13 protein-coding genes are annotated in these 12765 nt (G+C 70.2%); 4 read left to right on the top strand and 9 right to left on the bottom strand.

The window, feature by feature from the left end:
• Positions 1-131 precede the first annotated feature (131 nt).
• The 7 genes from AC07NB_RS12950 to AC07NB_RS12920 form a co-directional block, all read right to left on the bottom strand.
• Positions 132-2585, bottom strand: coding sequence for an alpha/beta hydrolase family protein (locus AC07NB_RS12950; protein WP_494571399.1), 2454 nt, complete (start codon positions 2583-2585; stop codon positions 132-134).
• A gap of 76 nt (positions 2586-2661) precedes the next feature.
• On the bottom strand, positions 2662-3180 hold the full coding sequence (locus AC07NB_RS12945) for a hypothetical protein (protein WP_494571400.1): 519 nt from the start codon (positions 3178-3180) through the stop codon (positions 2662-2664).
• 15 nt (positions 3181-3195) lie between these two features.
• Positions 3196-4611 (bottom strand): MBOAT family O-acyltransferase, encoded by a 1416-nt coding sequence (locus AC07NB_RS12940; protein ID WP_494571401.1) that lies wholly within the window; start codon positions 4609-4611, stop codon positions 3196-3198.
• Positions 4611-5873 (bottom strand): GDSL-type esterase/lipase family protein, encoded by a 1263-nt coding sequence (locus tag AC07NB_RS12935; RefSeq protein WP_494571402.1) that lies wholly within the window; start codon positions 5871-5873, stop codon positions 4611-4613. Before AC07NB_RS12935 ends, AC07NB_RS12940 begins: the two co-directional genes overlap by 1 nt.
• Before the next feature lie 2 nt (positions 5874-5875).
• Positions 5876-6754: an SGNH/GDSL hydrolase family protein gene (locus AC07NB_RS12930; protein WP_494571403.1), complete on the bottom strand. Its 879-nt coding sequence runs from the start codon at positions 6752-6754 to the stop codon at positions 5876-5878.
• Between the two features lie 108 nt (positions 6755-6862).
• Positions 6863-7276 (bottom strand): DUF2177 family protein, encoded by a 414-nt coding sequence (locus AC07NB_RS12925; RefSeq protein WP_291840520.1) that lies wholly within the window; start codon positions 7274-7276, stop codon positions 6863-6865.
• A gap of 13 nt (positions 7277-7289) precedes the next feature.
• Positions 7290-8315, bottom strand: a complete 1026-nt coding sequence (locus AC07NB_RS12920) for an SAM-dependent methyltransferase (RefSeq protein WP_494571404.1) — start codon at positions 8313-8315, stop codon at positions 7290-7292.
• A gap of 616 nt (positions 8316-8931) precedes the next feature.
• On the opposite strand from AC07NB_RS12920, the gene AC07NB_RS12915 reads away from it, so the two are divergent.
• Genes AC07NB_RS12915 through AC07NB_RS12900 form a run of 4 tightly spaced genes read left to right on the top strand, consistent with a single transcriptional unit; the run spans position 8932 to position 11638 of the window.
• Positions 8932-9636, top strand: coding sequence for a CoA transferase subunit A (locus AC07NB_RS12915; RefSeq protein WP_291840513.1), 705 nt, complete (start codon positions 8932-8934; stop codon positions 9634-9636).
• Between the two features lie 29 nt (positions 9637-9665).
• A complete protein-coding gene (locus AC07NB_RS12910; protein WP_291840511.1) occupies positions 9666-10040 on the top strand; it encodes a four helix bundle protein in 375 nt (124 codons plus the stop codon).
• A gap of 47 nt (positions 10041-10087) precedes the next feature.
• Entirely contained in the window at positions 10088-10741 is a 654-nt protein-coding gene (locus AC07NB_RS12905; protein ID WP_494571405.1) for a 3-oxoacid CoA-transferase subunit B, read from the top strand.
• Positions 10742-10792: 51 nt separating this feature from the next.
• A complete protein-coding gene (locus tag AC07NB_RS12900) occupies positions 10793-11638 on the top strand; it encodes a hypothetical protein (RefSeq protein ID WP_494571406.1) in 846 nt (281 codons plus the stop codon).
• Here AC07NB_RS12900 and AC07NB_RS12895 read toward each other — a convergent pair.
• Both AC07NB_RS12895 and AC07NB_RS12890 read right to left on the bottom strand, forming a co-directional pair.
• The gene (locus AC07NB_RS12895) at positions 11635-11991 is read right to left on the bottom strand and encodes a VOC family protein (protein ID WP_291838432.1); all 357 of its coding nucleotides are present in this window, start codon (positions 11989-11991) and stop codon (positions 11635-11637) included. The genes AC07NB_RS12900 and AC07NB_RS12895 overlap by 4 nt on opposite strands.
• Positions 11988-12617 carry a hypothetical protein gene (locus tag AC07NB_RS12890; RefSeq protein WP_494571407.1) on the bottom strand — a complete coding sequence of 210 codons (630 nt, stop codon included), beginning with the start codon at positions 12615-12617 and terminating at the stop codon, positions 11988-11990. Before AC07NB_RS12890 ends, AC07NB_RS12895 begins: the two co-directional genes overlap by 4 nt.
• Positions 12618-12765: the final 148 nt, after the last annotated feature.

Here is a 12765-nt window from a genome sequence, read left to right as displayed (position 1 = left end):
TTCTCCCTCCCCTTCATGGGGAGGGATGTCGGCGCGCAGCGCCGACAGGGTGGGGTCCGTATCCGAGCGCGCCGCTCCCCACCCGTACCGCTACGCGGTCCACCCTCCCCAGGAGGGGAGGGAGAACGGAGCTACTGGCCGCCCGCCGCTCGCGGCCCCGCGTTCTTCACATACTGGTCCAGCCAGCGGGTCATCTCCCACAGCGTATGGCCGACCGACTCCCGCGCCCGGTAGCCGTGGGCCTCCAGCGGCAGGACGACGTACCGCACCTGCGCGCCGGTGCCCTTCAGCGCGGCGTAGAACCGTTCCGACTGGACCGGGAAGGTGCCCGAGTTGTCGTCCGCCTCGCCGTGGATCAGCAGGATCGGCTCATTGACCTTGTCGGCGTAGGCGAAGGGCGACATCGCATTGTAGGTCTCCGGCGCCTCCCAATAGGTCCGCTGCTCGGACTGGAAGCCGAACGGCGTCAGGGTCCGGTTATAGGCGCCCGAGCGCGCGATGCCGGTCCGGAACAGGTCGGTGTGGGCCAACAGGTTTGCGGTCATGAAGGCGCCGTAGCTGTGCCCGCCGACGGCGATCCGGTCCCGGTCCGCCACGCCCAGCGCCACCACCGCGTCCACGGCGGCTTGGGCATCGGCGGTCAGTTGCGCGATATAGGTGTCGTTCGGCTCGGCCCCGTCCTTGCCGATGATCGGGAAGGACGGATCGTCCAGCACCGCATAGCCCTGGGTCAGCAGGAACAGATGGCTCGACCCGCCCGGGCGCACGAAGCGGTTGGCGGTGTCCACCACCTGGCCGGCCACGGCGGCGTCGGTGAACTCGGCCGGGTAGGCCCACATCACCAGCGGCAGCGGGCCGTCTCGGTCCTTGTCGTAGCCGGCGGGCAGATACAGCGTCCCCGACAGCTGCACCCCGTCGGCGCGGGCGTAGGTGATGGTCTGGCGCGACACGCCGGCCAGCTGCGGCGCCGGATCGGGGAAGGCCGTCAGGGCGTCAGCCGCGGCGCCGTCCAGGTTGCGGACATACAGGTTCGGCGGATCGTTGCGCGTCTCGCGCCGCGTCACCAGCCGCCGCGCCCCGTCGTCCAGCACGCCGACGATGCTCTCATAGTCGCCGCTGGCCGAGGTCCACAGCCGCTCCGACTGGCCGGTGTTCAGGTCCATGGCCGCCAGGAAGGGATATTCCCCCTCCCGCGTCGCGCCGGCGCCGGTCATCAGCAGGCGGCCGTCGGCGGTGAAGCGGGCGACGTTGAAGCCCTGGGCGTTCGGCTCGGTGATCGGCGAGCCCGGATCGTCGTAGCGGGCCTGATAGTTCCGCTCCAGCAGCACCCGGCCGGTCCCCGGACGCGAGGGATCGACGACATAGCGGGTCTCGTGCCGGGTGTTGAACCAGCGGCTGTTGACCAGCGCCGTGTCCGCATCGCCCCAGGTGACGCCGCCGTAGCGCTCCTTCAGGTCGATCAGGGTCGTCGGCTGGGCGCTGAACGGCGCGGCCAGCATGAAGACCCGGTCGCGGATCTCGGCGGCGGTGCGGGGGTCGCCCCCGTCCTGGGCCTCGACCCAGACCAGGGTCGACGGCGCGTCGGCGCGCCACTGCACCGAGCGCGGACCCGGAGCCACGGCGTCGAACGGGGTGGGGATGTTGTCGCGCAGCGGCAGGTCCGAAACCTGATGCACCGTGCGGCCCTGCAGGTCGATGACCCGGGTCTGCGACGGGAACAGGTTGGCCGGCACCACATAGCTGTAGGGCCGCTTGACCGTGGTGATCAGGATGTAGCGCCCGTCCGGCGAGGTGCTGGCGCCCAGATAGACCGCCGGTTCGCCCAGGGCCCGCGCGCCCCGCCCGTTCAGGGGCACATAGGTCAGCTGCGAGGTGAAGTAGTGATCGAACAGGGCCTCGTCGCCCGCGTCGGTCAGCAGGTCCTGATAGGTCCGCGCCGGGGCCACCCGGCCCATGCTCTCGGCCACGATGGGCCCGGCGGGCGGAGGGGTCACGTCCGGCGCCGCGCCGCGGCCCTCGGGCGTCAGCCGCACCACAAGGCCGGCGCTGTCCGGCGTCCAGTCGAAGGCGGCGCCCGCGGCGGCGTTGACCCGCGCCTCGGTCAGCTTGCGCGACCGGCCCGAGGCCACGTCCACGACCCACAGCTCCAGGCCCGTCGGCGCGTCCATCAGCAGGGCCACCGACTTGCCGTCCGGCGCCCACGACGGCGACACGAAGCGGGCGCCGACGGGCAGCTGCACCGTCCGCGCCGCGCCGCCCGCGACCGGCTGGAAGCTCAGGCCCGTCAGCCAGGTCGTGCGGCTGTTGGCCTGGCCGTTGTTGCGCGGATTGATGCGGTAGCCGCCCAGCCGCAGCATCGGCTCGGCCAGTTCGGCGATCGGCGGCAGGTTCGAGCGGTCGTACAGCGCCAGCGTCGTCCGGTCGGGCGACAGGCTCGAGCTCGGCGTCGGCTTGGTGTCGAGAATCTCCGCGATCGGCGACGGCGGCTGCTGGTAGGCTAGCGGTTCTTGCGCCGCCACCGGTCCCGCGAGGGCGGCCAGAAGCACGAAGGCGGGCAGGGCCCGGCCAAGCAGACGATGACGCATGAGATAGCCCCTAAGCCCCCGCCACATGCGGGCGGCCGCACGCTAGGGGCGCGGCGAGGCTTCGGTCAAGCTACTGTTACAGTGTATCGGCTCGAGGCGGCGCCGGGTCCTGCCCCACGAAGCGGGCGTCCTTGGCCGTGAACCAGGCGTCGCGCAGCCCCTGACGCGGCATGTCCACGCCCAGCAGGGCCAGCTGCCCGACCCAGGCCTCGGACACCTTCTCCACAGTCTCGGACACCCAGCCCGGCGCCTGCTGGTGCGACCAGTTCAGCGGCGAGACGGCGTTGAAGACCAGCAGGAAGGCCGTCGCGATCACCAGCGTCCGGCTGGTCCAGCGCATGTCGCGCGCGGCCACGCCCTCGTCGTCCAGCGGCGGGGCAGGCGGAAAGGCGAACCGGCCCAGCGCCGCCAGCCGGTTTTCGCGGGTCGGCAGGTCATGGGCGTCGGCGCTCTGGATCCAGTCGCTGGGCGGATCGGCCGGGGTCTGCGCGGGCAGGCTCTCGTACAGCGGCGGGAAGGGCGATTCCGGCCGGTGTGTCGGGAAGGGCTCCAGCGGAACCCCGCCCTCTCCCGTCTTGTCCCTCTCGTCGGTCATCGCTGCTCCAACGCCTCAGAACTGGAAATAGATGAAGGGCGCCACGCCCTCGGGCCGCACCGCCTCGACCAGCAGGATGGCGATCCCGATCAGCAGGCCGAGCGTGATCGACGGCGCCGTCTTCAGCCGCTCGGCCACGCCCTCGATGGCGCGCGGCGGCAGCCAGTGCATGGCCAGTCCGCCCACGATCAGCGTCAGCAGCAGCGGCGTCAGCATCGTCACCGGCCCGATCCGGCCCAGTCCCGCCAGCATGGCCATGGCCAGCTCGAAGGTCTCGGCCCGGAACAGGATCCAGCCCAGGCAGACGATGTGGAAGGTGATCAGCACGCCCAGCACCGTCGGCATCACCTTGCGGTCGCCGAACACCGCCCGGCCCAGCCGCTCGATCACCTGCACCCCGCCATGCAGCGCGCCCCACGCCAGGAAGGTCCACGCCGCCCCGTGCCACAGCCCGCCCAGCACCATGGTGATGAAGACGTTGATGCAGGACGAGACCAGCCCCTTCCGCCCGCCCCCCAGCGGCACATACAGATAGTCGCGCAGCCAGCTGGACAGGCTGATGTGCCACCGCCGCCAGAAGCTCTGCATCGAGTTCGCACGGTACGGCTGGTCGAAATTGCGCGGGAAGGAATAGCCCAGCAGGGCCGCGATCCCGATCGCCATGTCCGAATAGGCCGAGAAGTCGCAGTAGATCTGCACCGCATAGCCGTAGACCGCCGCCGCGATGTCGATGGCCGAATGCGCCGACGGGTCGAAGAACACAGGATCGACCAGGTTCACCGACAGCTCGGACGCGATCACCGTCTTCTTGAACAGGCCCCAGCAAATCAGCAGCAGGCCGTGCGTCGCCATCTCCCGCGTCAGCCGCGGCGCCCGTTCGAACTGCGGCAGCAGGTCCGACGCCCGCACGATGGGCCCCGCCACCAGATGCGGGAAGAAGCTCATCAGCAGCATGACGTCGAGCAGCGACTTGGCCGGCGGCGTCTTCCCGCGATGCACGTCCACGACGTAGCTGATGCCCTGGAAGGTGAAGAAGGAAATCCCCACCGGCAGCACGATCTGCAGCAGCGGCAGGTCCCGCTCCCAGCCGAAACGGGCCAAGAGGTCGCCGGCCTGTTCGACGAAGAAGCCGTAGTATTTGAAGAAGCCCAGGATGATCAGGTTGACCGCGACGCCTAGGCCCACCAGCCAGGCCCGCCGCGCCTCCGGCCCGTCCCGCTCCATTTTACGTGCGATCAGCGCCGCCACGCCCCAGTTCAGCACGGCCGACAGGATCAGCAGGCCGACGAACCGCCAGTCCCACTGGGCGTAGAAGAACCAGCTGGCCAGCAGCAGGAACAGCTTGCGCCGCCCGTTCTCGCGATCCAGCGACCAGGTGGTGAAATAGACGAACAGGAAGAAGACGCCGAAGGCGAGCGTGGGGAACAGCACTACTCCGCCCCCCCTCTGTCGGCCTTCCAGCGGTCATAGGCGCCCATCAGGTCGCCGGTCAGGACGCCGCCGATCCAGTCGGCCCCCGCGCTCGTGAAATGGACCCGGTCGCCGCGCATCAAGGGCTCCGCCCTCAGCGCCAGACGATCGGCCGAACAGTCTCCCCCCATTCGTCCGTGCCAGTCCCAGAACGCGACGCCCAGATCGGCGGCGACCCGGCGTTGCACGTCCCGGACCACCGCCAGCTTGGGCGGCGGCGCCCGCGTCCCGTCGGCGCTGCACCCGTTCGTCGCCCCGCCGCGCAGCGCATCCGGCGCCCCCAGCAGCATCAGCGACGCCCCCGGCGCCAGCCGCCGCATCCGCGCGATCTGCACCCGCAGCAGGGTCTCGTACGCCCCCGCGTCCAGCCCGTCGTCGAAGCCCTCATTGGTCCCGAACGCGATCACGATCAGGTCCGGCCGCCACGCCGCCAGCTCCGCCGAGACGATCCCCTCCTCCCGTGCCGCCAGATCGCGCAGCGTCGCCCCGACCCGTCCCAGATTGGACACCGTCACGCCCCGCGCCGCGCCGCCCAGCCAGACAGAGTCGATCACCGCGCCTTCGCCCGCCGGCATCACCCGCACGGAAGAGACCGGCGCAGGGAAGGTCAGGGTGCGACAGACCTCGGTCACCCCGTCTCCCAGACCGACCTCCAGTCCGACGCCGCCCGCCTCGATCCTGACGCCGCCGCCGTCCACCGAGGACCGGCCGCAGACGCCGAACGCCGTCGCCTCGCTGCCGGGCTCGGGCTCGAACCCCATGACCGCATCCCGCAGCCCGACGGCCCGCACGCCCGACACGCCCATCCGCTGAAACATCGACCCGTTGGGGGGCGCCAGCGGCGCGGTCTCCATCAGCCAGCCGCGCTGGGCGACCGTCACCTGATACGGAGCATAGCCGTCCCACGGCACGCCCGGCGGCATCACCCCGCGCCCGGACCGACCAAAACGGCTTTGCAGGTCGACCCTCAGCTTGCCGGTGATCCGGTCGCCCGCCGTGTGGCTGTCGCCGATCTGCAGGATATGGACGGGCCGGTCCAGCGTTCCCGCCTCGGTCGCCGCCAACGCCTCGAATACGCCGGTCAGGGCCTCGGGTTGGCACAGGCCGCCCGGGCAGACGCCCAGTCCCGGCTCCGGTGCCGGCGTGGCGACATAGGCGGTCTGGGCCACGGCGGGCGCGGCCATCAGGAACAGGGCGATCAGCGCGCCGAGCGCCGCTCTCACGGTCAGGCCGCGGGCGAGGGCGCGGTCAGACCCGCGTCGCGCTTCAGCCGCTCGGCCACCGGCGCGCTCATCCGCAGGTATCCGGCCATCGACATGTGGATGCCGTCGTTGGCCCGCATCAGGGTGCGCTTGCCCGCGGCGTTCGGCAGATAGGCCTCATAGCCGCCGTTTGTGTTCGAGGTCAGGGCCGTCGTCTCGATATAGGGCACGCCCAGCGCCCGCATCCGCTCGGACACCACGCCGTTGATCAGGGCCATCCGCCCGTCGAAGCTCTCGCGCTTCATGCGCGGCAGGCCGACCCAGTAGACCGCCACATCGCGGCTGCGCAGCAGGGCCACCAGGTCGTCGACCCGCTTGGCGTACGCCGCCTTCCAGCCGTCCGTGCCGAAGGCGTGGATCTGGCCGTCCAGTTCGATGCCCTGGGCGTCGTTGGTGCCGAACAGGATCACGGCCGCGTCGATCGGCTGGGCGTCCAGCTGGCCGCGCGTCTTGGCCTGGATATCCACGAAGTCGTAGCGGCTCAGCCCGGTCGAGACCTGCGAGAATTTGGTCACCGAGACATTCGGCGTGTGCTGCAGGTCCCGGTACAGGCCCGCGTACAGGCCGTCGGCCATGGAGTCGCCGAACACCCCGATCCGCAGCGCCCCCTGGGCCAGGCGGGCGCTCAGCGGCGTGACCGCCACGGCGGCGGGCGCGGGTGCGGGCGGCGCGACGACGGGGGCGGTCTCGGCCTCGGCCGACGGCGGCGCCGAGGCCGACGCCTGTCCGCCCAGCAGCAGGGTCGGACGGCGCATCCATTCGCGGCCGTCAGGCGTCAGCGCCAGGCCGGCGACCACGCCGACCACGAACACCGCCGTCAGTGCATTGATGCCGACCTTCAACGCGTCGTCCCCCGGAACTCCGTTTCGCCAGCCTTTTACCCTATCGGCGGCGGCCCGCCACCACGCGCCCGCGTGGCGCGAAGAAAAAGGTTAACCGGCGCCCCGAACTCAGCCCCAGCGCCCCTCCGCCCACCGCGCCACGAAATAGCCGACCGTGGCGCAGGTCGCCGTCAGCACCGTCCCCCAGGCCAGGTCGATCAGGGTCAGCTTCATCGACCAATTGGCCAGCGTCGCCTGATTGGTCAGGTCGTAGGTGGCGTAGCAGACGAACCCCAGCACAGCGCCGTTGATCAGGGCCCGCGTCCAGTTCCCCTCCTTCAGCGCCGGGGCGACGGCAAGGAACACCGTCGCGCCGATGGAAATCAGATAGAAGGCCACCGCCGCCTTCATGTCCGGCTTGTCGGCCAGGATCGGCCCCAGAACGGGCTTGTAAAGCCGGTCCGTCATCGTCGTCAGCCAGACCGCGTCGATCGCCGCGAACGTCAGCCCCGCGCCCAGATAGGCGAACACATATTTCAGCATCGCATCTCTCCAATCAGGCCGGCTTCAGGCGGTAATGGCTGACCGCCCAGGTCTCGCCGCCGTCGTTTCCGAACAGGCCCGCCGTGGCCATGTAGAACCGCCGCCAGCGCCGCTTCCACAGCGCGGCGTCCGCGCCATAGGTCTCGCGCATCAGCGCCATCACCCGCTCGGGCTGGGCGTCCATGTTCTTCAGCCAGTCGTCGGCGGTGCGCTGGTAGTTCGCCCCGTTCCAGGTCCACTCCTGCTCGACCTCGAACAGGTCCGGGAACTGCCGCATCAGGCCCCGGCTGGGCATCACCCCGCCGGTGAAGAAATGCTGGGCGATGAAGTCGCCGCTGTCGGTGTGGTCGAACCGGTAAGGCGCGTCGCGATGGGTGAAGATGTGCACGAACATCCGCCCGTCCGCCTTCAGCCAGCCCCTCGCCCGCGTCAGCAGCGCCCGCCAGTTGGCCATGTGCTCGAACATCTCGACCGAGACGATGCGGTCGAACAGGCCGTCGGTCTGGAAGTCGTTCATGTCGCAGGTGATGACCGTCAGATTGGTCAGCCCGCGCGCCCGCGCCTCCGCTTCGATATGACCGCGCTGGCCGTGACTGTTCGATACCGCCGTGATCCGGCTGTTCGGATAGCGCTCGGCCATCCACAGGCTCAGCGAGCCCCAGCCGCAGCCCAGCTCCAGCACCGCCTGCCCGTCCTCCAGCCCGGCGTGCGCGCAGGTCTGCGACAGCGCCAGTTCCTCGGCCTGATCCAGCGTCGTCGTTGCGTCCGGATACAGGCAGCACGAGTATTTCAGCCGCTTGCCCAGACAGATCTGAAAGAACTCCGGCGGCAGCTCATAGTGCTGATCGTTGGCCGCGTCCGCGTGCTCGGCGATGGCGCGGGCGGCCATGTCGCGCGCGAACGCGGCCTCGTCATGCGGCCCCTCCCGATCCAGTCGCCGGCGCGCCTCGCTGACCAGGCTGTCGATGGCCGGCCGCGTCACGAAGTCCGGAAACGGCGCGTCCTGCAGGTGACGAATGGCGGCGTTGGCGATGTTCATGCACGGGATACGCCGGTCGGCGAAGTTTGGATGCGGGTGCGGAGGGTACGTCCATCCTTGACGCATGGCCGTGTCATCCTGCGGGCCATGATCCACCATCTCCTCCCCGACGACGGCCCCCGGGACCTGCGCACGATCCATCGCGTCGCCGCGGCCCGGGTCTCCGCCGCCGTCCGCGGCGGCCGTGTTCGGGACGCCGTCCGTTGGGGCCGGGCCGTGAAGCGCGCCTTGCGGGCGCTCAGATTCGCCGCGCGCATCAGGGCCGGCACGGTCCGGAACTGGGTCCTGGACGACAGCGTGCGCACGGACTGTCCGCACGCTTCGCACTCGACTTTTTCTGAACCGGCGGAAAAAGTTCTCGAACCGGCCGAGCCGACTTCCGTGCGCGATTCCGACGGCCGCCGGACCTTCCGCGAGGGCCGAAGGCGACGATGAAGCGGCGTCTGGCCCGGCATTCTCATGGCTATCGTCATCCCGGGGCGCGCAGCGAGCTCCGGGTCCCACGGGCTCGCGTCTCGCGCCGCGCGGTTCGGCGCCCTTGCCCCGCCCCTCCCCCCGCGTTAGGGACGACCAAAGGCTGTCGATATTCATCAGACAGTGAAAACATGAGGAAGCGATGCGGAAGATCTTCCCCGACGCCAACGCCGCGCTTGCGGGCCTGACGTTCGACGGCATGACCGTCATGTCCGGCGGTTTCGGCCTGTGCGGTATTCCCGAGAAGCTGATCGCCGGCCTGCGCGACAGCGGCGTGAAGGGGATCACCGTCATCTCCAACAACGCCGGCGTCGACGGCTTCGGCCTGGGCCAGCTGCTGGAAACCAAGCAGATCGCCAAGATGATCTCGTCCTACGTCGGCGAGAACAAGGAGTTCGAGCGCCAGTACCTCGCCGGCGAGCTCCAGTTGGAGTTCAACCCCCAGGGCACCCTGGCCGAGCGCATTCGCGCGGGCGGCGCGGGCATCCCCGCCTTCTTCACCGCCACCGGCGTCGGCACCCTGGTCGCCGAGGGCAAGGAAGTCCGCGAGTTCGACGGCCGTGACTACGTCATGGAAACCGGCCTCGTCGCCGACCTGGCCATCGTCAAGGCGTGGAAGGCCGACGAGCGCGGCAACCTCGTCTTCCGCAAGACGGCCCGCAACTTCAACCCGATGATGGCCACGGCCGGCAAGGTCACCGTCGTCGAGGTCGAGGAAATCGTCCCCGTCGGCTCGATCGATCCCGACCACATCCACACCCCGGGCATCTACGTCGACCGCATCGTCCAGACCGTGTCCGAGAAGCGCATCGAACAGCGCACGGTTCGGCAGAGGGAGAGCGTTTAGAAGAGGGTGTGGGGTGTGGGGTAAAGGGTGTGACCGAGAGGCTTTCCTCCTACCGTGAGCTAACTGTCTGGCGCGACGGGATCGCGCTGGTGAAGGCCTGCTACCTCATCACCCGCGCCTTTCCGAAGGACGAGCTGTTTGGCCTGACGTCACAGATCAGGCGCTCGGCGGTCTCCGTTCCCGCCAATGTCGCCGAGGGTTACGGTCGGGGTACTCGCAAGGATTACGTCAGGCACCTTATGATCGCGCAGGGATCGCTGAAGGAGTTGGAGACACACTTGATCATCGCCGCCGAAGTCGACTGTGCAGCGAAGAGTGACATCGAGCCGGTCCTGGGCCGCTGTGATCAACTCGGGCGCGGCCTCGGAGCACTGATCCGCTCTCTCAGAGCAAAAGACGACTGACGCTTCCCCCACACCCCACACCCCATCCCCCACACCCGGATCCCCCAATGCCCCGCACCCGCGAACAACTCGCCGAACGCGCCGCGCTCGAGCTGCAGGACGGCTTCTACGTCAACCTGGGCATCGGCATCCCGACCCTGGTCGCCAACTACATCCCCGAGGGGATGGAAGTGACCCTGCAGTCCGAGAACGGCATGCTCGGCATGGGGCCCTTCCCCTATGATGACGAGGTCGACGCCGACCTGATCAACGCCGGCAAGCAGACCATCACCGAGATCCCCGAGAGCAGCTATTTCAGCTCCTCGGACAGCTTCGCCATGATCCGAGGCGGCCACATCAACCTGTCCATCCTCGGCGCCATGGAAGTGGCCGAGAACGGCGACATCGCCAACTGGATGATCCCGGGCAAGCTGGTGAAGGGCATGGGCGGCGCCATGGACCTGGTCGCGGGCGTCAAGCGGGTGGTCGTGGTCATGGACCACGCCAACAAGCACGGCCAGTCCAAGGTCCTGAAGGCCTGCACCCTGCCGCTCACGGGCACGGGCGTGGTCAGCCGCATCATCACCGACCTGTGCGTCTTCGACGTCAAGCCGGAGGGCAAGGGCCTTGAACTGATCGAACTGGCCGACGGCGTCACCCTCGAGGAAGTCGCGTCGAAGACCGAGGCCAGCTACACCGTTGCCGCAGGCCTGAAGTCGTAGTTAACCTTTCACCCAGGCGGACACAGAACCGCTTGGGGTGGGAGTAAGCTTATGGCGGACGGGGCCTATCGCTGGCTGGGCAATGCGCCCGCGCCGGACGCCGCGCGGGTGGATGCGATCCACGACGCCTTCGACGAGGCGCAGGCCCACGTCTTCGCCGAGCCCAGCCGCGCCGCCGCCGTCGAGAAGATCGAGCGCGCCCTGGCCGCCGCCCGCACCGGCGACCTGACCGAGGCCCACGCCCGGCTGACCCATGCCCGCTCGGTGCTGGCGGACCTGCGGCCCGAGGCGCTGGAGCCGCGCCGCGGACTGGCCGGCCTGTTCGACAGCCGGGGCGGCCGCCTGAAGCGCTTCCGCGCCGCCTACGCCCGCACCGCCGCCTCCGTCGACGACGTGGCCCGCGACCTGACCGGCTGGATCGAGGGCGTCGGCCGTCGCTCGAGCGCCCTGGACGGCGTCTGGGCCGACGTGCGGGACGCGGTCGTGGACCTGGACGTCCACCTCGCCGCCGCCGCCCGCCGCCTGACCGGCCAGGCGCCGGCGGAAGGCGACGCCGCCCATCCGCTGGCCGAGCGCAAGGCCGCGCTGGAGGCCTGCCGGGGCGCCGCCGTCGCCGCCCTGCCCCTGCTCCGCAACGCCCAGAACGCCGACGCCCGCTTCGCCGACCTTCTGAAGCCCTGCGCCGAGGGCGCCGCCGCCTGGCGGGATGACTGGAAGGAGGCCCTGGGCCTGTCCGGCCGCCGCCCGAAGAAGGTCCGCCCCGACCGCGACAGCCTGCTGCGGCCCCGCGACGACCTGCTGGCCCGCATCGACCGCGCCCTCTCCGGCATCACCGCCGCCCGCGCCCGCCGCGCCGAGGTCGAAGGCCGGCTGGCGGGACTAAGGCAGGGGCTCTAGTCCGCCACGCGTCCGATCCGGACCAGGGTCCCGCTCGGGTCGCTGACCGCGAACTCATAGGTCCCCCACGGCTTCAGCCGGGGCTGGTCGTCGTTCAGGATCAGCTCGCGCACCCGCTCGGCCACCGCGTCCACGTCCTCGACGTACAGATACAGCCCCAGGGCGTTGTCCTCGACCCGCGCCGGCCACCCCGGCGTCTCGTTCAGGTGCAGGCGCCAGCCCCTGCCGTCCGACAGCAGCCGGTAGTCGCCGTAGTCGCTGACGACCTCCAGCCCGAGCCGCCGGTAGAAGGCCGTGCTGGCCTCCAGGTCGCGGCACGGCACGATGGCCGCCACATGGTGCTCGTCGGTCATGCGCTCGGCTCCGAAGGACCGCGCAGCAGGCCGGCGGCGGTCAGCGCCGACCATGCCGCAAACACCCCCGCCGCGACAGTCGCCGGAACCAGGCCGAAGGCCCCGCCGCCATGGACCAGCCAGCCGGCCGCCAGCCCCGCCGCCGCCAGTCCGACGCCTCCGGCGACCTTCGCGATCAGGTCCAGCCGCAGCATCCTGACGGCCCACAGCGCCATCGCCGCCGCGACCAGCAGCATGCCGAACACCGCCAACGTCTGGTTCAGCGCGGCCAGCACCGGAAACTGGATGCCCGACGCCGCCTGCCCCGCCAGCCGCTCCGCCGCGAAGCCGTTGACCAGGGCCGCGGCGATCAGGGCCGAGATCCCGCCCGTGAACGCCATCCGCCCCGCCCGCGTCGACAGATGCGTCTCGCCCAACCAGCGCGGCACAGTCGATCCGCCCAGGCCGATCAGCATCAGGCAGACGATCATCCCCCCGTGCACCCCGGCGTTGCTCCAGTCCCCCAGCAGCAGGCCGTCATCGGGACCTCGCAGCGATGTCGGGTGGTGCAGCATCAGCATCACCGACGCCCCCGTCCCCGCCAGCATCAGCGTCCCCGCCTGCCGCGCCTCGCGTTTCATATCCATTCCGCCCTCCCGTTCGACGCCTCAGGTCTGGGCAAGGCGATCCGGGAAGGCGAGAGACGAACCCGCCCCGATGTCCGCTTCCGGACGATCAGGCCGGATTGTCCGCCATCGCCGCCGTGACCCGGGGTCCGTCCGTGGCTATCGTCGG

The sequence above is a fragment of the Brevundimonas sp. GW821-FHT09G01 genome (genome assembly GCF_059416065.1).
The sequence above is the reverse complement of the archived record's forward strand: the minus strand, read 5'-3'. Positions and strand labels throughout refer to the sequence as shown.

Excerpts from the sequence above, each read along its gene's own strand:
- AC07NB_RS12890 (WP_494571407.1), bottom strand. The coding sequence starts at position 12,617 with ATGGATATGAAACGCGAGGCGCGGCAGGCGGGGACGCTGATGCTGGCG.
- AC07NB_RS12915 (WP_291840513.1), top strand. The coding sequence starts at position 8,932 with ATGCGGAAGATCTTCCCCGACGCCAACGCCGCGCTTGCGGGCCTGACG.
- AC07NB_RS12900 (WP_494571406.1), top strand. The coding sequence starts at position 10,793 with ATGGCGGACGGGGCCTATCGCTGGCTGGGCAATGCGCCCGCGCCGGAC.
- AC07NB_RS12895 (WP_291838432.1), bottom strand. The coding sequence starts at position 11,991 with ATGACCGACGAGCACCATGTGGCGGCCATCGTGCCGTGCCGCGACCTG.
- AC07NB_RS12950 (WP_494571399.1), bottom strand. The coding sequence starts at position 2,585 with ATGCGTCATCGTCTGCTTGGCCGGGCCCTGCCCGCCTTCGTGCTTCTG.
- AC07NB_RS12905 (WP_494571405.1), top strand. The coding sequence starts at position 10,088 with ATGCCCCGCACCCGCGAACAACTCGCCGAACGCGCCGCGCTCGAGCTG.
- AC07NB_RS12925 (WP_291840520.1), bottom strand. The coding sequence starts at position 7,276 with ATGCTGAAATATGTGTTCGCCTATCTGGGCGCGGGGCTGACGTTCGCG.
- AC07NB_RS12920 (WP_494571404.1), bottom strand. The coding sequence starts at position 8,315 with ATGAACATCGCCAACGCCGCCATTCGTCACCTGCAGGACGCGCCGTTT.
- AC07NB_RS12945 (WP_494571400.1), bottom strand. The coding sequence starts at position 3,180 with ATGACCGACGAGAGGGACAAGACGGGAGAGGGCGGGGTTCCGCTGGAG.